The sequence below is a fragment of the Arsukibacterium tuosuense genome, assembly GCF_900215315.1.
GTDB lineage: Bacteria > Pseudomonadota > Gammaproteobacteria > Enterobacterales > Alteromonadaceae > Alishewanella > Alishewanella tuosuense.
The window spans coordinates 136,362-156,130 of sequence record NZ_OBEB01000002.1 but is presented as its reverse complement, the minus strand read 5'-3'; the positions used below and the strand labels follow the sequence as shown (position 1 = coordinate 156,130).

Annotated in this window: 23 protein-coding genes; 8 read left to right on the top strand and 15 right to left on the bottom strand. The window is 49.0% G+C overall.

The annotated features are described in order from the left end of the window. Window positions 1-32 precede the first annotated feature (32 nt). From CRO03_RS05220 to CRO03_RS05205, 4 genes are all read right to left on the bottom strand, one after another. Window positions 33-779: an RES family NAD+ phosphorylase gene (locus CRO03_RS05220; protein WP_097110574.1), complete on the bottom strand. Its 747-nt coding sequence runs from the start codon at window positions 777-779 to the stop codon at window positions 33-35. Next, the gene (locus CRO03_RS05215; RefSeq protein ID WP_097110573.1) at window positions 776-1,147 is read right to left on the bottom strand and encodes an MbcA/ParS/Xre antitoxin family protein; all 372 of its coding nucleotides are present in this window, start codon (window positions 1,145-1,147) and stop codon (window positions 776-778) included. The genes CRO03_RS05220 and CRO03_RS05215 overlap by 4 nt, the downstream gene beginning before the upstream one ends. Before the next feature lie 125 nt (window positions 1,148-1,272). Next, entirely contained in the window at window positions 1,273-2,061 is a 789-nt protein-coding gene (locus tag CRO03_RS05210; protein WP_097110572.1) for a putative porin, read from the bottom strand. A gap of 157 nt (window positions 2,062-2,218) precedes the next feature. Beyond that, on the bottom strand, window positions 2,219-2,608 hold the full coding sequence (locus tag CRO03_RS05205) for a hypothetical protein (protein WP_212682349.1): 390 nt from the start codon (window positions 2,606-2,608) through the stop codon (window positions 2,219-2,221). Window positions 2,609-2,768: 160 nt separating this feature from the next. Here CRO03_RS05205 and CRO03_RS05200 point away from each other — a divergent pair, with 160 nt between their 5' ends. Continuing rightward, a complete protein-coding gene (locus tag CRO03_RS05200; protein WP_097110571.1) occupies window positions 2,769-3,167 on the top strand; it encodes a DUF4920 domain-containing protein in 399 nt (132 codons plus the stop codon). Here CRO03_RS05200 and CRO03_RS05195 read toward each other — a convergent pair. Together CRO03_RS05195 and CRO03_RS05190 are read right to left on the bottom strand one after the other, a co-directional pair. Then, the gene (locus tag CRO03_RS05195; protein WP_097110570.1) at window positions 3,164-3,634 is read right to left on the bottom strand and encodes a hypothetical protein; all 471 of its coding nucleotides are present in this window, start codon (window positions 3,632-3,634) and stop codon (window positions 3,164-3,166) included. The genes CRO03_RS05200 and CRO03_RS05195 overlap by 4 nt on opposite strands. Further along, window positions 3,627-4,166, bottom strand: coding sequence for a DUF6942 family protein (locus CRO03_RS05190; protein WP_097110569.1), 540 nt, complete (start codon window positions 4,164-4,166; stop codon window positions 3,627-3,629). Before CRO03_RS05190 ends, CRO03_RS05195 begins: the two co-directional genes overlap by 8 nt. 117 nt (window positions 4,167-4,283) lie before the next feature. On the opposite strand from CRO03_RS05190, the gene CRO03_RS05185 reads away from it, so the two are divergent. After that, on the top strand, window positions 4,284-5,147 hold the full coding sequence (locus CRO03_RS05185; RefSeq protein ID WP_097110568.1) for a DUF817 domain-containing protein: 864 nt from the start codon (window positions 4,284-4,286) through the stop codon (window positions 5,145-5,147). A gap of 66 nt (window positions 5,148-5,213) precedes the next feature. Here CRO03_RS05185 and CRO03_RS05180 read toward each other — a convergent pair whose 3' ends face one another. From CRO03_RS05180 to ccoG, 3 genes are read right to left on the bottom strand one after another with little or no spacing between them, the layout of a single operon-like run. Beyond that, window positions 5,214-5,855, bottom strand: coding sequence for a thiol:disulfide interchange protein DsbA/DsbL (locus tag CRO03_RS05180; protein ID WP_097110567.1), 642 nt, complete (start codon window positions 5,853-5,855; stop codon window positions 5,214-5,216). Between the two features lie 51 nt (window positions 5,856-5,906). Next, window positions 5,907-6,926, bottom strand: a complete 1,020-nt coding sequence (locus tag CRO03_RS05175; RefSeq protein WP_281256373.1) for a serine/threonine protein kinase — start codon at window positions 6,924-6,926, stop codon at window positions 5,907-5,909. After that, entirely contained in the window at window positions 6,913-8,340 is a 1,428-nt protein-coding gene (ccoG, locus tag CRO03_RS05170) for a cytochrome c oxidase accessory protein CcoG (RefSeq protein ID WP_097110565.1), read from the bottom strand. Before ccoG ends, CRO03_RS05175 begins: the two co-directional genes overlap by 14 nt. 149 nt (window positions 8,341-8,489) lie before the next feature. Between ccoG and CRO03_RS05165 the strand changes: the two genes are divergently transcribed. Both CRO03_RS05165 and CRO03_RS05160 read left to right on the top strand, forming a co-directional pair. Next, on the top strand, window positions 8,490-8,855 hold the full coding sequence (locus tag CRO03_RS05165) for a hypothetical protein (RefSeq protein WP_097110886.1): 366 nt from the start codon (window positions 8,490-8,492) through the stop codon (window positions 8,853-8,855). Between the two features lie 28 nt (window positions 8,856-8,883). Further along, the gene (locus CRO03_RS05160; protein WP_097110564.1) at window positions 8,884-9,306 is read left to right on the top strand and encodes a DUF3010 family protein; all 423 of its coding nucleotides are present in this window, start codon (window positions 8,884-8,886) and stop codon (window positions 9,304-9,306) included. A gap of 30 nt (window positions 9,307-9,336) precedes the next feature. On the opposite strand, the gene CRO03_RS05155 is transcribed toward CRO03_RS05160, so the two are convergent. From CRO03_RS05155 to CRO03_RS05140, 4 genes are all read right to left on the bottom strand, one after another. Next, window positions 9,337-9,648 (bottom strand): globin family protein, encoded by a 312-nt coding sequence (locus tag CRO03_RS05155; RefSeq protein ID WP_097110885.1) that lies wholly within the window; start codon window positions 9,646-9,648, stop codon window positions 9,337-9,339. Further along, window positions 9,635-10,333: a nucleotide-binding protein gene (locus tag CRO03_RS05150; RefSeq protein WP_097110563.1), complete on the bottom strand. Its 699-nt coding sequence runs from the start codon at window positions 10,331-10,333 to the stop codon at window positions 9,635-9,637. Before CRO03_RS05150 ends, CRO03_RS05155 begins: the two co-directional genes overlap by 14 nt. A gap of 212 nt (window positions 10,334-10,545) precedes the next feature. Continuing rightward, window positions 10,546-11,310: a peptidylprolyl isomerase gene (locus CRO03_RS05145; protein ID WP_212682347.1), complete on the bottom strand. Its 765-nt coding sequence runs from the start codon at window positions 11,308-11,310 to the stop codon at window positions 10,546-10,548. Window positions 11,311-11,401: 91 nt separating this feature from the next. Further along, the gene (locus CRO03_RS05140) at window positions 11,402-13,441 is read right to left on the bottom strand and encodes a DNA topoisomerase III (protein WP_097110562.1); all 2,040 of its coding nucleotides are present in this window, start codon (window positions 13,439-13,441) and stop codon (window positions 11,402-11,404) included. A gap of 169 nt (window positions 13,442-13,610) precedes the next feature. On the opposite strand from CRO03_RS05140, the gene CRO03_RS05135 reads away from it, so the two are divergent. Together CRO03_RS05135 and CRO03_RS05130 are read left to right on the top strand one after the other, a co-directional pair. Further along, window positions 13,611-15,455, top strand: a complete 1,845-nt coding sequence (locus CRO03_RS05135) for a coiled-coil domain-containing protein (RefSeq protein WP_097110561.1) — start codon at window positions 13,611-13,613, stop codon at window positions 15,453-15,455. Between the two features lie 165 nt (window positions 15,456-15,620). Then, complete coding sequence (locus CRO03_RS05130) at window positions 15,621-16,688, top strand: MBL fold metallo-hydrolase (RefSeq protein WP_097110560.1); 1,068 nt, start codon at window positions 15,621-15,623, stop codon at window positions 16,686-16,688. 8 nt (window positions 16,689-16,696) lie between these two features. Here the strand turns inward: CRO03_RS05130 and CRO03_RS05125 are convergent, their stop codons facing one another. Both CRO03_RS05125 and CRO03_RS05120 read right to left on the bottom strand, forming a co-directional pair. Further along, window positions 16,697-16,978, bottom strand: a complete 282-nt coding sequence (locus CRO03_RS05125) for a superinfection immunity protein (RefSeq protein WP_097110559.1) — start codon at window positions 16,976-16,978, stop codon at window positions 16,697-16,699. Window positions 16,979-17,031: 53 nt separating this feature from the next. Then, window positions 17,032-18,483, bottom strand: coding sequence for an amidohydrolase family protein (locus tag CRO03_RS05120; protein WP_097110558.1), 1,452 nt, complete (start codon window positions 18,481-18,483; stop codon window positions 17,032-17,034). A 178-nt stretch (window positions 18,484-18,661) separates the two neighbouring features. Here CRO03_RS05120 and CRO03_RS05115 point away from each other — a divergent pair, with 178 nt between their 5' ends. Together CRO03_RS05115 and CRO03_RS05110 are read left to right on the top strand one after the other, a co-directional pair. Further along, window positions 18,662-19,186, top strand: coding sequence for an RNA polymerase sigma factor (locus tag CRO03_RS05115; protein ID WP_212682346.1), 525 nt, complete (start codon window positions 18,662-18,664; stop codon window positions 19,184-19,186). Further along, entirely contained in the window at window positions 19,176-19,769 is a 594-nt protein-coding gene (locus tag CRO03_RS05110; RefSeq protein ID WP_097110556.1) for a hypothetical protein, read from the top strand. Before CRO03_RS05115 ends, CRO03_RS05110 begins: the two co-directional genes overlap by 11 nt.

Below are 19,769 nucleotides of genomic sequence, written 5' to 3'. Positions count from 1 at the left end.
AGTGTCACTGTTCACTATTCTTTGCTAGCTAATCAAGCCGGCGTGGGCAATTTGCCATCTACCATAAATTGAGTAGCGTTGAATTGGTAAACCTGGGTGTCGCCGTTTTGTTTAAACGCTACCTGCCCGGCGCTGAGTTCACATAGCCACTGGCTGCTTTGCTCGGGTTGGCTGGCGGTGAAAGCTTTGGCTGAAAATAAGCCGACACAATCGGCAGCGGGCTCTGAGCGGGCCGAGCGGTATTCAAATAACTCTACCCCAGCGGCGCGCATGGCGCTGCCCAACTGCTGAGTTTGCTGGTAGCTTGTTTTGCTGCTGAGTTCAGCCTGATACTGCGAAAAAGGCACCCGTTGCAAGCAGACGCCGCGCTTACTGTGGTAGCCCACGCTAAATAGGGTATGGGCCGAGCGTAATACCGGTTTAACCGGCGGTGCCATGATAGACTGCCAGAACAGCAGCCGGTAAAAAGCTGACTCGGCCAGGCACACCTCAACCGTGCAACCACCGTAAAAAATGCCGGGTTCATGAATGCCCCCAAAACGCGAACCCCACTTTAATGGTGGATACCGAAACGGGGCTTTTAGCAAAGGGTGCAACCCGGCAGCATCAGTTGGTGCAGCTGGCTTGGTATCTTCCAGCAGTTGTTCCAGCAGAGCTTGCTCCGCCAGGGTATCAACCAGGCTTAAGGTCGCAGCTTGCTCCTGGCTTGCCACCAGCCGGAAAAGCAGGCCAGCAACCGTCCTGATATGCTGCTCACCTTTACTGGCTTGCCAGATCACAGCTTTGCTCTTAATGCGTCGACAAATTGGAGCACCTGGACAAGGCCGCTGATGCTTTGCACCTGCTTAGCGGGTACCCCGCCAGTTACCTGATTGGGGCTTTGCATAAAATGTTTTATCCATGCCGGATCACCACCGGCGAGGGTATATACCGAACGGGCGACCCGGATAAGTAGCAGTGCCAGCTCGCCTTGTTTAGAAGATGGATCCAGCACTAAGCTTTGCTTTAAGCGGCTTACCGCAGTGCGGTGCACGCCCAACACTGCTGCCAGCTCAGCTTGCTTCAGGCCTAATTGCTCTGCTGCATTTAACACTGCTTTGGCCAATACCGTGTTTGGCGTAGCAACCGGTTGCAATAACGCGCTCATTTCAGCTCCCCGTGTTCTATCTGCACAAAGTATAGTCACAATGTCATATTTTCACAAACTGTCAGGCAGGAATAAAAAAGGGCAACCGAAGTTGCCCAAAACACCAGTGTAGCTACCAGAGAAACTTAGAACTGGCCGATAACCGCCAGGCTGTAAACTTTAAGGTCTGAATTGTCAGCATTGCTGCCAAAGCCGGCCTCTAACGCCCAATTGAGATTAAAGAAGTGCTTGGCATTCAGGCTGTAGCTGTCTTCTTTATTGTAAGACACGCCAACTGAGGTCATTTTAGAGAAGTAGTAATCTGCTTCAGCTGCCCAGCTGGTGTCGCCGTCATTATCCGCAATAGCGGCGCCGATGGTGATAAAACGCTCGTCACCCAGGCTGGCAAAGTATTTACTGCTGATGGTAAAGAAATCGAATTCGTCATCTACCGTAGCGGTGAAACCAAGGTAATCATTGCCCTGCAGCTGGTGGTTGTAACTGGCAGAGAATTGGAAACTGGTATCTTCGCCTTCAGGCTTAACCGCCTGAGCACGTACAATAAAGTCATCAGAAATCAGGTAGCCTAAGCCTAAAGACGTTACGTCGAAATCACCTAAACGCTGGTGGCTGGCTGAAACAACAAATTTGTTTTCAGCGAAGTACTCGCCACCGATGCCATAGCTGTTGTCGTCATAAGCACGGGCAAAGGATGCTGAAACATTGCTTACCTTGTTGATGTATTCAAACTGATCAAGCGGGCCCAGTGTTTGCTTTTTATCAAAAAAGTAAGTGCCGTCCAGTGACCACAATGTTTCTTTGTCGCCGCTAACGCGCACATGGTCAGCACGTAGTTCAGTGAATAATTGGTATTCTTCGGCAGAAACAGCAGTAGCAGTCAGTGCGATAGCAGGCAGTATGTACTTCAACGTCATTGTTTTATTTTCCTAAGTTGGTGATTGCGGCGCGCATACTACAGGGCACAAAAACCAAAGTAAAACGGAAATTCATATATATTTTACATAATGACACTGACTGTTTACTTTATAGGCTACCTTAGTTTATTTAGCAACCAACAGGGAATTAAACCTGTTACTGCAGGTCTGTCGCAGTATTAAAAAGTTCAGCACAGTTATCACAAGCGAAATAACGATACTGCTCTGCGCATTTTATATAACCAGTCGCACCCGCCCGTACCTGCCAGCTGCAGCTTTGCTGCTGAAGCTTTAACGTACCCTCAATAGCACATGGTGCGTAATTATAATGATCGTGTAGTACTTTATGCTCAACCTCACGTGCCAGTTGAAAAAACTGTGTCACGTCATTGTTGCTTAAATCAACGTCTTCGGGACCACATTGTTCTGGTGCATCAGAAACAAAATCAGCGATATATACCTCACTGATATCGGCAGTGTTAAATTCGTTTGGTTTGCTACACGCAACCAACAAAGCGACCAGGCAACATCCAATTAAAAATCGCATTACCAGCTTGCCCCTTTTGCTTATATGATTTGTAAGTGGATTGAGTTATAGCGCAAAAATACAATAATTAAAACTTTAATTTACAATTTAGCAGTATTTTTATCTACTTGCCTTTCTCAGGTAATTCGCCAGAATAGAACATTCGCACAGGAGAATGATTATGTATAAACCCGTTCTGGCTCTGGCATTTGCCACAACACTTTCCGCCTCATTATTCAGCGCGCAGGCCGCTACTGTTTTTGGTGAGGTTGTTGATAAAACAGCAGCGATGCCGGTGGAGCAGTTATTAACTGCACCGCAAACGCACTTGCAACAGGTAGTGACTATTTCAGGCACCGTTGACTCGGTATGCAGTAAGCAGGGTTGTTGGATGAAATTTACTGCGGACAGCGAAATTGGCCCTTTCCGGATCAAAGTGCGTGATGGCGATATGGTGTTTCCGCTAAGCGCCAAAGGCAAAACCGCTTATGCGACAGGTGTGGTAACACTGTGGCCGCAAGGTGAAGATAAAGCGGACGGGTATCAGTTAGTGCCCAGCGCAGTGGAAATAGCAGACTAGCTGACAGTACCCAGCCGCAACTGCACTAAGTAATGACGTAACTGCGCCACCCGCTGTGGCCGGTTGAACAGCTGGTATAGCTGCAACCAGTCAGCAGGTGGCATCCAGCAAATGCCATTTTGCCAGTGGCAACGCTGCGGATTAAACTGCCAGCGGCTGATAGTGTCATCCTTTTTCACTGCAATTCCGGCCATCAGCTCAATGTCCGGCCAGCCAGAGCGGCTGAAGCGGGCAAAATGTGTAGTGGCATATTCACTATGAGAGGGTGGGTCTTGCAACTGATACTCTGCTGCTAGTTCATTACAAATCGCGGCAAAGTCATCCTCGCTGCATATAATATCAATGTCATTCGGCGAAGTTTCCAGCCCCAGCTGCCATAGCAGGCAACTGCCACCCACCCCGAATTGAAATGGCGTTAATATGGCAGATAACTGCTGCAATTGGGTCAGTAATGTCTCATTATTCATCTAATGCCTTTATCAGTTGCGCTAAAAAAACCAGCTTCTCATTATTCAGCTGGCGGTAGTCAAAGTACGGGCATACCAGCAACCGGTTAAACTTATCTATAGCAAATTCGTTATTCAACCAGCTTAGCTGAGCCGGTAAGCCGGCATCGGGCAGCGCTTTGGCATAAGTGCGGCCGGCAATAATATGCACGGTTTTGTTGTCTGGCTGCAGTTCAGGCAGACTAAACAGCAACGCGGTATCGCTGCCGGTCTGCAGTAAATACTGGTCGCGAAACTGTTGCCAGCTGGCAGCCTGCCGGCTATAGGTAAATTGCCTGGGATCCAGCGCAAACAGTAATTTGGCGTAAACATTAAATACCTTGCGCCAGCCATTGCCACAGGCACTGTTGATCAGCTCAATCTCACCGCGTTGCAGTGGTTGCACCATCGGTAAATACGCGTACTCGGCCATGGGCGGCCGGTTAGCGATATATACCCGGAGCCCGGCAGCAGCATCACCAAAGCCGCTTACTGATAACAACCGGTTATTCATACCCTTACTCAGTATTTGTTCAGTTAACTACTTTACCATAAGCCGTTGCATTAACCTTGCCTGCCGGCTTGCGGCAGGTTAGCTTAGTTTATAACGCTATCCCGGATTGATTTAAATATGTCATCTTATACAACTTCTGCCGTTAACCGGCTGGACAACTGGTTAAAGCAGGTTACGCCACCACAACATACTGCAGGGCTGAAGCGGTTTTGCTGGGAGTTCTGGTTTTTTGGTCTGAAACAGGCGAGGGCCTGCCTGTTTGTTGGTCTATTTTTCGCGTCGGTATTACTGGTTCCGCGCACCGGCCTGTTTGGCATACCGCGCTACGATGTGTTGCTGATCCTGGCGCTGCTTATTCAGTACTGGATGGTATGGAGTAAGCTGGAAACGGTCGATGAGCTGAAAGCCATCTGTTTATTTCATCTGGTTGGCTTTGCTTTGGAGGTGTTTAAAACCTCAGGGGCGATTCAATCGTGGAGCTACCCTGACTTCGCTTACAGCAAAGTGTTTGGCGTACCCTTGTTTGCCGGATTTATGTATGCCGCTGTTGGCAGCTATATTATTCAAAGCTGGCGTTTATTACAGCAGCGGGTAGTGCATCATCCCCCCTACTGGATGGCTGTACTGGTGGCGTTGCTGATTTACGCTAACTTTTTTACTCATCACTTTATCGGCGATTATCGCTGGTATATTGCGGCGGCTACGCTGGGGCTTTACGCCCGCACTGTGGTGTATTTTACCCCATTGGACCGGGAACGCAGCATGCCCTTACTGCTCGGTTTTGTGCTGGTAGGCTTTTTTATCTGGCTGGCGGAGAATATCAGTACCTTTATGGGGCTGTGGAGCTATCCGAACCAGCTGGGCGCCTGGTCAGCGGTGCATTTAGGCAAGTGGAGTTCCTGGTCACTGCTGGTTATTATGACGTTTACCATAGTGGCGCAGCTGAAATACGTTAAGCAACGGATAGAGGTGCCACGCTAAGCGCAAAAAAGGGCTGGATTGACCAGCCCTGTTGTAACCTTTAACCTGGTGGTAACAGCTTCTATATTAAGCGTCTTTCTGTAACAGGTAGCTAATCAGCTCCTGCAACTCATTTTCCAGATTACGCTGGTTCAGCGCTTCGTTAATAATTTTGTATTTGTCGTTTACCACCAGCATCGGTACTGACGATAACACCCGGCTTTCTGATAATTCAGTCTGCTCTTTTTTCATCTGGCTGGCTGCACCACGCACCGAGAAACTGCGCATGGCTTTTTCGTATTCTTCAGCTTCAATGTCATTGATCAACATCAGGCTGCGTACATCATCTTCGTTGACAAACGGCACCCGGCTGCGGTGGATCTGGTTAAAAATTGCCATCGCGATCTGGTCACCTTTACCCATATTTTTGCCTACCAGATAGGCCCGGGCCAGCATATTCTGAATTTCTGGTGAGGCAGCACGGATAAAGTCGACGTGTACTTTCTTAAACTCGGCGCCATCCGGTAACTTTTTAGCCAGACTTTGCGCTACCGGCTCAAACCCATAGCAACCCCCGCAAAAAAACGAAAAGTATTCTTTGACCACAGGCTTGGCAGAAGCTTGCTCCGCAATTACCTGATAATGCTTACCTTCGACAAATTTTGAATTAGCACTTACCGCCAGTGGCAATAACAGCGCAAACAAACACAGTGATAACAGCTTTTTCATTTTAACTTACTTCCTTAATCGGGCTGACTCAGCCACTAGCTTAGCAAATTGTCAGTATCCTGGCACCAGTGATAGCGGTGGTTGTTGCAATAATGCCAGCTGCTCTTTTAACACCAGACATTGTTGTTCCCAGTATTTATCGGTGGCAAACCAGGGAAAGCTTTGCACGAAAGCCTGATCCTGCCAGCGTCGCGCCAACCAGGCCATATAGTGCACTATACGCATTGCTCTGAGTGGCTCGATCAGTTTTAGTTCCGCAGGATCAAAATCACAGTACTGCTCGTATTCCTCTAACATCAGCTCCAGGGTCAGCCGCTGTTCCTGCTGATCACCTGACAGCATCATCCAGATATCCTGAATAGCCGGGCCGGTGCGGCAATCGTCCAGATCGACAAAAAACGGGCCCTGATCGACATAGAACAAGTTACCGGCGTGACAATCGCCATGCAGGCGGATTTGCCGGCCAGGCTGATACTGACGGCTGGCTTCTGCTATTACCTGCTGCAGCACAGTATCAAATGCCGGTCGCATATAGTCGGGAATAAGCTGTAGTTTTGCCAGCACCTGCTGGCTTTGCAGCAGGTGGCTGTTGACACTGAAAGTCGGCCGGCTGCTAAACGTTTTTTTAGCTCCAACCTGATGCATCCGGCCAAGAAAGCGGCCTAACATCGCCAGCTGTTCGTCGTTATCCACTTCCAGCGTGCGGCCGCCCCGGCTGGGGAATACCGCAAAATAATAACCCTGATATTGCAGCAGGCTGGCGCCATCAAAGCGCAGTGGCGCTACCATCGGGATGTCGGCCTCTGCCAGTTCAAACGCAAAATCATGCTCTTCCTGAATTTGCTGTGGGCTCCAGCGTTCAGGCCGGTAAAACTTCACCACATACTTTTGCGGCTGCAGGCTCTGATCAGGATAAGCGGTAAACTGATACACCCGGTTCTCGTAGCTGTTAAGCGCCAGCAGGCCGCTGCTGACATCCAGCCCCAGTTGCAGCAGTGCATCTAATATCAGTTCCGGTCCGAGGGTGGCAAAGTCAAACCGGCTGATGACATCATTGTTAACGGCCGGCAAAGAATTTATTCCCCTGGCTGACTTTATGGCCATCGTCCGACAACTCAGTAACGCTGAACTCAATATCCAATACCGGTTTAGCGGTACTGTATGGGTCAAGCGCCAGACTAACCGGTACATTGGTACTGTCACCGCCGGCAATCGTTATTTCAGTCGGGCCAAGCCAGGTGTAATTGTTTACCCCTGACACCGCTAACTGATAAGTTTTAGCCTGTTGCGATTTATTAATAATGCTCAGGGTATAGGTATTTTCAATCAGGCCTTCCGGCGTTTCCCGGTATAGCGCACCGCGGTCACGGATAATATCCAGCTCCAGCGGTTTTCGCAGATACAGGTTGGTGGCAAAGGCGGCACACACTATCAACAGAATAACGAAGTACCCGACCAGCTTAGGCCGTAGTACCTTGGTAGGTTTGCCGTTTAAGCTGTGCTCCGTGGTGTAACTTATTAAGCCTGGCGGATAGCCCATTTTCGCCATAGTGTCATCACAAGCATCAATGCAGGCACCACAGTTTATACACTCGTACTGCAGGCCATTGCGAATATCAATACCGGTAGGGCAGACATGGACACACAGGTTACAGTCGATACAATCACCCAGGCCTTTTTCTTTATAATCTTTGTCCTTACGACTGCGCGGGCCCCGGGTTTCGCCGCGTTTTTCATCATAGGTAACGGTAAAGGTGTCTTTATCAAACATTGCTGACTGAAAACGGGCATAGGGGCAGATGTGGGTACACATAATTTCCCGCATCCAACCGGCATTGCCATACGTGCAGGCAGCAAAAAACAGTACTGAGATCACCGCCCAGAAGCCGGCCTGAAAGGTGAAAAACTCAATGAAAAGTGGGCCGACAGGAGTAAAGTAGCCAACAAATATCAGGGAAGTAAGCAAAGCAAACGCCAGCCAGCAAAAGTGAGTCAGGGCTTTTTTGGCAAACTTCGATACTGTCCATGGCGCCTGATCTAATGTCATGCGCTGATTACGACTGCCCTGAATTTTTTCTTCAAACCACATAAAAATAAAAGTCCACACGGATTGCGGACAAAGATAACCACACCAGACCCGGCCATAAAATGCGGTAACAAAAAATAAAGCGTAGGCCGCGATCACAAAAATCCAGGCGAGGATGGTAAAGTCTTGCGGCCACAGGGTCAGGGCGAAAATATTGAATTTCTGCTCGCCGATATTTAGCAGAATAGCCTGGCTACCGTTGTACTGGATCCACGGCAACAGCATAAACAGGGCCATAAAAATAAAGCCCATATTGCGGCGCAGACTCTGGTGCAGGCCTTTAACTGAGCGGACATATATCCGGTCACGGGAAGCGTATTTAGTCTGGTTTGGCTGCTCTGGTTTATAGGTTTCTACCTTAACCGGGATGTTTTTTATATCGATACGGTTGTTGTCCACTGCTACCTCTGACCCGCTGCTGCGCTAAGAGCAAGTATAACAGCCTTGGCAGCAGAATATTTGATATAAAATAAGCCCGGGAGCAGCAGATGCGCCTTTGCCAAAAATACTTTACAATAGCGACTGCGATTTTTGAGGTGCGCTATCAGATGAAAAAGTTTTTTTGGTTAGCTGTTATTGTGTTATTGCTCCTGACTTTCTCTGATCATGAGTTGCTCAGGCCTTATCGCGATCAGATTTATGGGTTGATTTTGGACAACGCGCCTAGCTCCGGTAAAATGTCTGACGAGCAGGCGATGCGGCAAATTCAAAAGCAGTTTAAAGACCTTGCTGCTAACTGGGGCGAAGGCCAGCAACAGCAGTTAGACAAAGCAGTGGCGTCAAAAGAAAGTCTGCTGGTTTTTCACCAGCGTTATTGTGTAAATCGTGACTTTAACCCTATTTTGTTTGGTGAACCTCTGCGCCAGAGCTGCAGCATTATCGACAGCCAGATGGAAGCACTAACCAGCCCTTAACCCGGGCACAAAACTATTGAGACTTATTATGCGTGTATGTGGAATTGAAATTAAAGGCAGTGAAGCAATCTTATGCCTGATGGCATTTAAAGACGGCTTATTCGACTTACCGGAGTGCCGGCAAACCAGATTGGCTTTAACCAATGACAAAGACGCAGAAAGTTTACAGAAGTTTCAGTTCAATCTGGCGAAGCTGGTCGAAGATTACAAAATTGAGCAACTGGTCATTAAAGAGCGGCCACAGAAAGGCAAATTTGCCGGCGGTGCCGTTGGCTTTAAAATTGAAGCTGCAATTCAACTTATCAACAAATGTCCCAGCCAGATATTATCTGCTAATGCGATTAAAGAAAAACTAAAACAGCATCCATTACCGGTTGATTTTAAAGATACTGGCTTAAAAGGGTTTCAGGAAACTGCCTTTACTATCGCTTATGCGTTTCTGGCGAAATAACACCTTAGCTGCTCAGATTATAAAACCGGCCTAATCAACGCCGGTTTTATTTTTTGTGGTGGGCAATTGCGTCAATTCCAGCTGCACATGCTGGGTAGCACGCAGAATTAAGCGGCGTATCAGTTTTGACTTGGCTTCGCCGGTCAACTCACTAAGATCATTTAACGCGGCGATTGCTTCTTCGCTAAGGGTAAACGTCGCATGGCGCATCGGCAGCCGGGTGGTGTCATCTTCTTCCGGCAATTGTTTGCGCAAGCTAACAATACGCGGCAGTCCCAGCGCGTAATTATTAGCATCTTCAATAAACTCGTCGGCAGTAAAAGCCGGTTTATTTGACTGCAAACACTTTTTCTTCAGGTCGCTCAGCGCCATCTTCTTGTATCGCCTTCATTGCCAGGAGTTCTTCAATAATTGCCCGAATTTCGTTAGCGGCTTTGCCATCACCATCTACATCCATCACCGATAAGCCTTTTTCTTCACTATCATCATATATATTCCGGCTGTAGGTAATATTTTCCAGCACCCGGATATTAAATGACTTACAAACGTCTTTGGCATCGATGATCCGCGGGGCCTGGTTCGGTAACGACGGACATTGGGTCATAACACAACCGACTATCATGTCAGGATTAACAATATTACAGGCGCTGACCAGATCTTCCAGATGTTCCAGCGTTTTTAAATCGCGCCGCTTAGGCCGCAGCGGAAACAACACATGGCTGGCAACCACCATTGCCGAGCGAAGTGCCACACTGTCCTGGCCACCACAGTCAACCACAACCACATCGTAATGCATTTCCAGGCTTTTTAATTCAAAGCGGATTTTGCCATACATCTGCACGCAATTAATCCAGGGTAGACTGGCATCCATATGCCTTTCCTGCACCCAGTCAGACGTGGTTCGCTGCGGATCGCAATCAACCAGCATCACATTGGCTTTTTTTTCACGGGAAAAATATACCGCTATATTCTGAGCCAGACAGCTTTTACCACTACCACCTTTTTCACCACCAACTAACACTATCATTCACGTCACCTTCTTATAAAGCAACAACATAGAGTTGCACCGTTGTAAGCACACAGAGTTAAGTGTAGGCGAGGAAAACCAATATCAGGCTGATTCAGCAGAACTATTTGATATAAAAAATGGTTTTTAATAATTAATAGTTACTATAAAGACATGAAAGCGCAGCAGGTAATCTGCCACGCTACAAACTGATTATCGTCAACGCCGGCTGACTATTGTTGGCGACGACGCCACCAGAGTAAGGGCCCAAGTAATAGTAACGCCAGACTGCTGCTACCAGAACTACTTTCAGGCTCAGGTAACAATGTATTGGGTACAGGGTTTAAACCCGCGGCACTGTTTGGCCTGGCGTCCACTACAGTAATGCTTTCAACAGTTACCATATTAGTACTATTTAATGGCACATTGTCGGCGCGATCATTAGCAGTGTAATTTCTCAGAGGTAATCCCTCAATGCCGGTAAAATTGTAAGTGGGCAAGTTGGCAATCGCCATTACCACTTCCATATCTGCGGCAGTTATCTGGCCAAAAACCGTGTAGGCACCTTCAACAATATCCAGTCTGGGGCTGCCGGCGCTGTTATCTGCCAGGTTAATAAACCACTGGCTGGTCGCACTATTCGGGTTGCCCGGTAACTTTGCCATGGCAATGGTTGCCCGCACGTTAGAAAGCTTTGGTTCATTGACAATAGCCGCGTTGGTCTGGATAGGGGTTAACGGAAGCTGCTCATCAAAGCGAAAGCCACCGCCCTGAATGATAAAGCCTGGCACCGAACGATGAATAACAGTCTCGTCATAACGGCCACTGTTGACGTAACTTAAGAAGTTCTGCACCGTTACCGGCGTGGTTTCATCAAATAAATTAACTTCAAAATCACCCAGGCTGGTCTTAACCTGAACAATCGTAGCTAATGCCTGCTGACTGACCAGCAGCATAGTGGCTGCAACCAAAGTTGACACAAATGTTGGCTTACTCAAGGCTTTCTCCTGCACGCACTGTTATAAATAGTGCTGTGAGGATAATCAGCTGTAGCCCGGCTTACCAGCGCTATTACACTTATTAACTAATTCATACAGTTGTCGTGCTATTTGCAGCAGAGCCGGAACCACTTTTAGTTGCTGTTTTACTGCGATAAGATTTTTGCTGTTTGCCGCTTTTGCTGCCAGTAAACTTTGACGCTCCGCGTTTTTTAGTCGCTTTTTTACGCCACGTCTGCGGCATGCCAGTGCCCAACCCCTGCGGATTTACTGCATCTGCCTGGCTGATTAACCGCTGCAGATTCTCTGTCAACGGCTGCATAAATGCCTGATAACTTAGCTGTCGCTGGCAAATATCATTTAAAGCCGCCTCCCAGCGCGCGGTCATATCCGGCAAAGAGGCTTCTGGCGGCAACGCCGCTATCAATGCCTTGCCAGCTATTGTCGCACGAATTTGTTTACCCTCCCGCTGTAAAAAATTCCGTTTAAACAACAACTCGATAATGCCAGAGCGCGTTGCTTCAGTGCCCAGGCCATCAGTGTCCTTTAAAATCCGCTTGATTTGCGGGTCCTTTACAAAACGGCCAATGCCGGTCATCGCACTTAGCAAAGTAGCATCCGTAAACGGTGCCGGCGGCTGAGTTTGCTTCTCCAGCAACTGACTATCGCAGCAACGCAATTGCTGCCCGACAGTCAGTTCAGGTAAACCCTGTTGCAGTGGTGGCTCGTTACCCGCTGTAGCAACTTTGCTCCGCTCGTTATCAGCGGCGGCGGGTAGCAACGCTTTCCAGCCCGGGTGAATTTGCTGCCGTGCTTTAGCCACAAAGCAGCCGCCTGCAATCCGAAACTCTGCTTTACTGTCTGTATAACGACAGGCCGGGTAAAACTGCATAAGATACTGGCGGGCAATCAGCCCATATAGCTTTTGTTCAGTGGCAGTCAGCCTGTCAGCCGACAAGGTTTTCGCGGTTGGAATGATCGCGTGGTGGGCCTCCACCTTGCTGTCATCCCAGGCTTTACTTTTCAGCTGCAAATTTGCCCCGGCTAACGCAGCCTCCAGTGCAGGTACATTTTTGACTATTGCCTGCCCTACTTTGGCTGCGTCAACAAAGTGTGCCGTGGGTAGGTAGCGACAGTCCGAACGCGGGTAGGTAATCAACTTATGTCGCTCATACAACTGCTGACAACTATCCAGTACCTGCTGCGCACTTAAACCATAAGCTTTGGCAGCATCTATTTGTAGTGCAGACAAACTGTAAGGGAGTGGCGCATACTGCTTTTTGTCCTGCTGCTGCAGGTTCGTCACCTCTGCGGGCTTATCTTTAATTGCCTGCTGCACTTTAACCGCCAGTGCCTGCAATAATACCCTCCCTTCGTCATCCTGGTAGGGTTCACAGGCCGCGCTCGGCTGCCATAATGCGCTGATAGTGGCTCCGTTGTAGCTAACCAGTTCCGCCTGTACCTGATAGTAAGTTACGCTGGTGAAGTCTGCTATTTCTGCATCACGCCTGACCACCAGGCCCAACAGCGGGGTCTGCACCCGGCCGACTGACAATACCCCCTGATATCCCGCAAGTTTGCCACGCAGGGTATAAGCCCGGGTCATATTCAAGCCGTACAACCAGTCGGCCCGGCTGCGGGCCAGTGCCGAGGTGGAAAGTGGCACGAAATGCTTATTGGGCTGCAGTTGTTTTAATGCCTGACGAATAGCAGCTGTATTCAGATCATTGATTAATAAACGTTTAACATTATCCCGCTTTGCCGGAGAAACGTTGCACCAGGCAATAACTTCATCTACCAGCAACTGACCTTCCCGATCAGGATCGCCCGCATGGATCAGTTGGTCGGCTTGTTTGATCAGCTTCTGTAAAATATTAAGCTGTTGCTGGGCCGACTTTCGGGCTTTTAACTGCCACTTAGCCGGAATAATAGGTAGATGCCCGGCTTGCCAGCGTTTATAATCAGGGTTGTAATCCTGTGGTTCAGCCTGCTCCAGTAAGTGACCAATACACCAACTGATCACGTCACCATTGGCGAGGCGGATGCATCCGGCATCTTTATGCTGCGGCTTGGGCAATGCAGCTGCAATAGCCCGCGCCATACTGGGTTTTTCAGCGATGTAAAGGATCATAATAACCACCAGTACTGTATAAATTAACAGTTAATTTAGTTGGTATGGCAGATAAATGCAAAAATAATGTGATAAAAATTTAGTTTTTAGTCAAAAACGACTACAGTATGCTTCTTGTGCTGTTTAAAGTTGTTCTGCAAAATCAAAGTAGTGAATCGGATGTATAACTATGACCCAATATAGTGAAGTCAAAAAGATCTGTGATGAATTGCAGCAAGCTGGCAAACCGGTGTCGCTCGATTATCTGTTGGCGAAAGTGTCTGGTGCTCAGGCCAGTCTGGTTGTGCATTATCAGAAGTGGCGTAACGAACAGGCTACCCGCACCCCTACCGTAGCCGAAACATCCTTTAGTGAAGATTTTGTCACGGCCTTTCAGCGGGAAGCCCAGCAGCATGCCAGTAAACAGCTGGAACAACTAAATGAGCAGTTAGCTCAGGCGATACAGGCTGAGGTACAGGCCGCAGAGCATAATCAACAAATTCAGAAAGATCTTGAACAGCTGCAGCAGAAGCGCTCAGAACTCGAGGTTAGCCTGGCTCATCAGCAACAGCAACTCGCCGTGCAGGCAGAAAAATACAGTGCTGTTAAGGATGAGCGTGACCAGGCATTGCAGCATGCAAAAAGTCAGCAGCAGGAGCTGGCCGAATCAAAACAAATTCAGGAACAGCATCAGATGCAGCTGGATCAGCTGCAGAAAGAGCTGGAAATAGCCGCCACTGAACGGCAACAAAGTGAACAGCAGCTGCAAAAGGAATTGGAAAAGGCAGCAAACGATCTACAACAAGGCCAGCAGCAGCTACAACAGTTGCAACAGCAACTGGAAGAAACGAATAACAAACTGACCGCCACTGAACAGGCGGCAGTCAAAGCTGCCGACGAGCTTAAAGCATTACAGCAGACCAATGAGCATTTGCAGCAGGAGTTACAGCAGCAAAGCGAGCAGCACAGTCAGCAGTTAGCTGACTTGCAAAATCAGCTGGCTGAAGCCAGCTCAGAACAGCAGGCTTTACAGGACAAACTGACTAATGCCCTGGCATTGGAGCAGAAACTCCAGGACCAGCAACAGCTTAACAAGCAGCAACTGCAAGAGTTGGAAAAGTTACAGGTTGCCGCGAAAAAATATGCGGCTGAGCAGCAACAAAGCAACAATGAAATTGTTGAACTGCAAACCATGCTGAGCGAGTTTGAAAACAAACTGCAACAGGCAACCAAAACTGAAATGCAGGCGGTTGCGCAAAGCCGCCGGCTGCAGTTGCAGCTTGACCAGCTACAGCAGGCGCAGCAAGAAAGTGGTAATGCCAATGCTGACAATGGCCAGCAAGCAGCAATTATTGCTGAGCGCGATCAGGCGTTACAGCAAGTTGCCGAGTTGGAAGCCCTGCAAGCCAGCCTGACGGAGGAGCGTGACGCTGCTCTGGATCAGGTTGCTATTGAACAGAAGCAACTGGCAAAACTGCAAAGTAAGCAACAACCTGACAATAATGCGGAACTGGAAGCGGCGCTGGCCGCCCAGCAACAGCTGGTTGCTGATCATAAAGCAGCGTTGGACAGCCTGAAGGCAGAACGGGAAGCGGCACAGCAGGAAGCAGACTCACAACGCAATCTGGTCAGCGAACTGCAGCAGCAAATTGACCACCTGCAACAGCTGCAAAGTGAACAAGGTAGTGACCAGCCCGATTTACAACAGCTGGTCGATCAATTGCGCGCCAGCAATAATATGATGAAAGAGCAGAGCGCAATAACGGCCAATCATCAGGCCGAGCAGCGGGAAACCATCAAGCAACTACGCGATGAATTGCAGCAACAACGTGATCAAATGCAAGAGATGCTGGTCGATAAAAATGGCTGGACCAAACAAAAACAGCAGCTGGAAGAGCAAGTCAGCTTTGTTAAAAGTAATGCTACGGCAACAATTGAACGACTAACCCGTTATCGTGAGCAGGCGCAGGAAAAAATAGAAAAGCTAGAGCAAAAACTGCGCGATCAGCAAAAAGACTCTGCAAAAGCACATTAACGAATCTATATCAGCCCTGCCATCTAATATGTGCCGGCTCAAAACGTTGAGCCGGCATAATTTTTCGCTAAATATCTGATTGACTCGTTTCAGGGACACTGCTAATTTCAGCTACAAATAATTAAAACGTTCTACCTTATACACCACACTGCTGTCAGGGACCTTATGAAGCAAAAGTTACTGCCCCTTTTGATGTTACTGAGCATAGTAACGGTGCTGTATGGTTGCAGTAGCAGCAATAATGTAGAGCAACTTGCCGGCCATCCTGACAACGCAGCAGAGCTGCTAGAAACCAGGCAGCCATTTCGTAATATGTATTATGGCAATATTCCTTATCCAGCCAATTGCGAACAAGACTGTTATCAGCCCCATCCACAGTTAGCATGTGAAGCCCCGGCAGAGCAATGTTATTACACCGGGCCACAACAAATTCCCGAGCTGAAAAGTGGTTTTAGTGTGCATTGGCTGGGCCATGCCAGCTTTAGTATTCAGACACCTGATGGCCAGCACGTATTGCTGGACCCGGTAACCGGCCAGTTCGACTGGCCGGTTAGCTGGGCTGCGCACTTAACGGGTATTAAACAGCGCGCTATGACACCAGAGTTCAGTGCTGAACAATTACAGCGTGCTGATGCGGTGTTATATTCACACCTGCATTATGACCACTTCAGCACCCGCGATATAAAAAGAATTGGCCGCGATGCCCACTACTACCTGCCGTTTGGTATGGCGTCTTATTTACCCACAGGAGGCTATAACACCACAGAAATGGCCTGGTACAGCAGTGCTGAACAGGGCGAACTCACTATTCATGCGTTGCCGGCCCGCCATTTTAACAGCCGCACCTTTAGTGATGAAAACCAGGCGCTTTGGGCAGGCTGGTTAATTCAACATGGTGACAAAAAGCTGTTTTTTGCCGGCGATACCGGTTATTCGAAGCATTTCAGCGATATCAGGCAACGCTACGGCGCAGTTGATATCTGCCTGCTACCCATAGCGTCTTACCATGGCCCAAATTACCGGGCAGTACATATGACACCGGAAGATGCGCTGATGGTAGCCGGCGAGCTGGGCTGTAAGGTGATGATCCCGTGGGGCTATGGCAATGCCAGCTGGCAAATGGGCGATCACAGCTCACACTCGGCATTGTTGCGGTTACTGAATATGCAACAGCGCCTGAAAAGCCAGGTGCCGTTGCTGATTTTAAATGAAGGAGATAAAGTGACAATATAAGCCAGCGCTTATTCCGCCACTGGCGCTAACTTTGCCTTGGCAGCCAGTTTATCGCCCAGTTTGCCGGTAACCGCCCACACACACAACGCGACCCAGGCGATGACAGAAAAACCAGCCGGTACATTTAGCAGCGCAATTTTACCGGCATGCCGGCGGTTCAGAAGCAGCGCCAGCAGGCTGGGTAAAAACCACACGGCCAGAAAAAACAGGCCAAACAGCAGCAGAAATACCCAATCAGCTTGTTGCCAGGCGTTGTTAAATATCGCGAAATAGGTTTGTATAGTTTCCATTTTTGAATCCTCTTTGTTGTTAGTCAGTTTGTTAGTTTTGATACAGCGTGTGGTTACAGTTCAACTGCGGTTAACGAAGTAAGTTGTGCTTTCAGGTCATCAACCTGCCAGGCTTTACCTTGCTGCACCACGGTTTGCAAGGTTGACAGGGCAGCGAGATCAGTTACCGGGTTGGCTGGCAGCACAATAAAGTCGGCAACAAAACCCTCTGCCAGTTGCCCGGTATCGGTTAGCTGAAGGTGACGGGCACCGCCTGTCGTAGCCAGCTGCAATACCTGCCAGTTTGTCAGGCCCGCCGCCTGACTAAGCTGCAGTTCACGCAGATAGAAGGGGCCACTGGCCACGCTGTCGGTACCGATAGCTAGTGGCACACCAGCATCGTAAAGCCGCTTAAAAAACTCTTGTACTTTGGGTAATTGCTGCTGCGCAGCTGCAAAGTCCTCTGCTGTCCAGTCATAGCTTGGCGCTGCCATCACCGCACGCCATCCTTTGCGCATCTGGGGATGAAACACCCACAAATCGGTTTCCGGATAAAGTGCACCCAGCTCCCGGGCAAAGTAAAACAATTCGTTGACTACCAGCGTGAGATCTATCCGGGTTTGCTGTTTTTTAAGGGTGCGGATCAACCGCTGCATTGGCTCACTGTCATAGTCAACGTGCTGAAACCAGCTGTAGATAAATCTTTGATTAGCCAGGTTTTTGCGTTCTATCAAATACGCATCTCTGGCTGCACCGGTTAACAGTTCAGCACTGGTTGGCAGGGCGTGAGTTAAAATATCAATCCCCAATTCTGCCCCGAACTGCCAGCTGACACTATCCAGATGCGCTACTGTTTTCAGACCTGCCTGATTAGCAAGGCGCACCCCCATTGCTACTTCTTCTTTGCTAAGACCCGCGTAAAGTTTGATGTGATCGACACCCTGCGCTTGTTGGTTGGCAATTTCCGCCTGCCAGCCAGCTTCATCTTTAGGATGGACAGAGCCGCCTATAATCGGCGTGGGTTCAAAGATATAGCCTGCATAGCTGAGCTTTGGCCCTGGCCAGTTTCCCGCCTGCTGCTGACGCACATACTCAGCATTAGCCGCAGCTTCGCCTGCAGGGCTGAACGCTGTAGTCACCCCGCTGGCAAGCGTACTGATAGCATGATAACGGGTTATTTCGCTATCGCCTTTCATCGTCAGTACCGGCTTGCCATCCTGCATCTCAACCCGGTGAGGGCCGGCAGTAAGGTGCAGGTGCACATCAATAAGCCCAGGCATTACATACTGATCCTGTAAATCAATTTTCTTTGTTGCTGCTGGTAAGCTCGCATCAGCTTGCTGATGGCCCATTTGCACTATGCGGCCATCTTTCACTAACAGCCAGCCATCAGCCAATTGTTGCTCGGTGGCCGGGTTTATCAGGGTCGCGTTGTAGTACAACACCGTGGGCGGCAATGGCTGCTGTGCAGTTGCCGAAAGACTCAACAGCGAGGCTATAACAGTTGATGACAAAACTTTTTTCATATTCTGGCTCCGGTTTTAGTTAGTTGTTGCAAGTTAAGTCGTTGAATTTTTGTCAGGTGTTACAGATTATTTTTTTATTTTTTTGTGTAACACTTGGCACCATTGCCCAGACTTAACAGGTGAGCGCGGTATAAAGCAGCGTCACCGGATACACCACTTGACAGCAAGGCAGCAACCTTTGAAAACAGGACCAGACAGCGGACAACACCCGACCGATTTTGTAATGCAGCTGTGGCAGCAGCATCAGGGCGCTATTAGTCGCGCTTTATTGGCCAACGAAGCAGACCCGGCCGCACGACAGGATTTAAAACAGGATATTTTTCTGGCGATACACCAGGCAGCAGACCGGCTAATAGCAGCGGAGATGCCGCGGGCGTACCTGTTTCGGATAGTACACAATGTGACAGTAGATCATATTGCCCGGGCACAGCGGCATAAATGGCAACCACTGGATGATGACATGCAGCAACAGCTGCTTGACGGTTGCCCGTCGGAACAGCTGGGCGAGCAACAGCAAAGCCAGCAGTTAATGCTGGCAGTCAGGCAGTTATCTGCCGCCAACCGGCAGGTTATTTTGCTGGCAATGGAAGATTTGGATGCACCAGAGATCGCAGCTATTTTGCAGATCAGCCATGGTGCGGTGCGAGTGCGGCTAAACCGCGCCAAAACAGAATTGATGGAGTTAATGCAACATGGCCGATAATTTTGACTTTTCCGCCCTGGCAAAAAGCTGGCAGCAGCAACCAGTAGCAAAGGAAACGCCGCCCAACGCGGCAGATTTAGCTCAGGCCAGCCAGCGTCAGCGCGGGCAAAAATTTTTAATGTACGGCGAATGGCTGGGCGCCGTTATTATGGCCGCCGCCGCTTGCTGGTTGGTCTTGGTCATGCCGGATGCTGTAGGATATTTAGCTGCAGTTTTTTTAGCTGTGGGGGCACTAAGCTCACTGTATGTAAGCTGGAAGGTACACCGGCCTATTCTGGCCTATGACAGTTGGACAAGCTGGGGCTTACTGAAGTTTCGCCGCCAGGCCTGCCAGCTTAGCCTGCAGTACTATCGTTATATCCAGTTGTCATGTGCTGCAATCATATTGTTCGCTGGCTTGTTGTGGTTACTGCAATGGCGGAAAGTTACCGAAGTACCAACTGACCTGCTGCTGTTCTACAGCTTCATTGTCTCACCATTGTGTCTATTCTCCATTTACAGACTTCAGAAAAAAAAGAGAATTAAACTCAATGAATTACAGAAATTAACTACATTGGAAGCAGACTTTCAGTGTAGCGAGTAA

Bases quoted from the DNA above. Each gene is read 5' to 3' on its own strand.
- CRO03_RS05215 (WP_097110573.1), bottom strand. From the start codon at position 1,147: ATGAGCGCGTTATTGCAACCGGTTGCTACGCCAAACACGGTATTGGCC.
- CRO03_RS05180 (WP_097110567.1), bottom strand. From the start codon at position 5,855: ATGAAAAAGCTGTTATCACTGTGTTTGTTTGCGCTGTTATTGCCACTG.
- CRO03_RS05210 (WP_097110572.1), bottom strand. From the start codon at position 2,061: ATGACGTTGAAGTACATACTGCCTGCTATCGCACTGACTGCTACTGCT.
- CRO03_RS05205 (WP_212682349.1), bottom strand. From the start codon at position 2,608: ATGCGATTTTTAATTGGATGTTGCCTGGTCGCTTTGTTGGTTGCGTGT.
- CRO03_RS05190 (WP_097110569.1), bottom strand. From the start codon at position 4,166: ATGAATAACCGGTTGTTATCAGTAAGCGGCTTTGGTGATGCTGCTGCC.
- CRO03_RS05160 (WP_097110564.1), top strand. From the start codon at position 8,884: ATGCGTGTATGTGGAATTGAAATTAAAGGCAGTGAAGCAATCTTATGC.
- CRO03_RS05130 (WP_097110560.1), top strand. From the start codon at position 15,621: ATGAAGCAAAAGTTACTGCCCCTTTTGATGTTACTGAGCATAGTAACG.
- CRO03_RS05150 (WP_097110563.1), bottom strand. From the start codon at position 10,333: ATGATAGTGTTAGTTGGTGGTGAAAAAGGTGGTAGTGGTAAAAGCTGT.
- CRO03_RS05135 (WP_097110561.1), top strand. From the start codon at position 13,611: ATGACCCAATATAGTGAAGTCAAAAAGATCTGTGATGAATTGCAGCAA.
- CRO03_RS05195 (WP_097110570.1), bottom strand. From the start codon at position 3,634: ATGAATAATGAGACATTACTGACCCAATTGCAGCAGTTATCTGCCATA.
- CRO03_RS05125 (WP_097110559.1), bottom strand. From the start codon at position 16,978: ATGGAAACTATACAAACCTATTTCGCGATATTTAACAACGCCTGGCAA.
- CRO03_RS05165 (WP_097110886.1), top strand. From the start codon at position 8,490: ATGAAAAAGTTTTTTTGGTTAGCTGTTATTGTGTTATTGCTCCTGACT.
- CRO03_RS05185 (WP_097110568.1), top strand. From the start codon at position 4,284: ATGTCATCTTATACAACTTCTGCCGTTAACCGGCTGGACAACTGGTTA.
- CRO03_RS05200 (WP_097110571.1), top strand. From the start codon at position 2,769: ATGTATAAACCCGTTCTGGCTCTGGCATTTGCCACAACACTTTCCGCC.
- CRO03_RS05140 (WP_097110562.1), bottom strand. From the start codon at position 13,441: ATGATCCTTTACATCGCTGAAAAACCCAGTATGGCGCGGGCTATTGCA.
- CRO03_RS05110 (WP_097110556.1), top strand. From the start codon at position 19,176: ATGGCCGATAATTTTGACTTTTCCGCCCTGGCAAAAAGCTGGCAGCAG.
- CRO03_RS05120 (WP_097110558.1), bottom strand. From the start codon at position 18,483: ATGAAAAAAGTTTTGTCATCAACTGTTATAGCCTCGCTGTTGAGTCTT.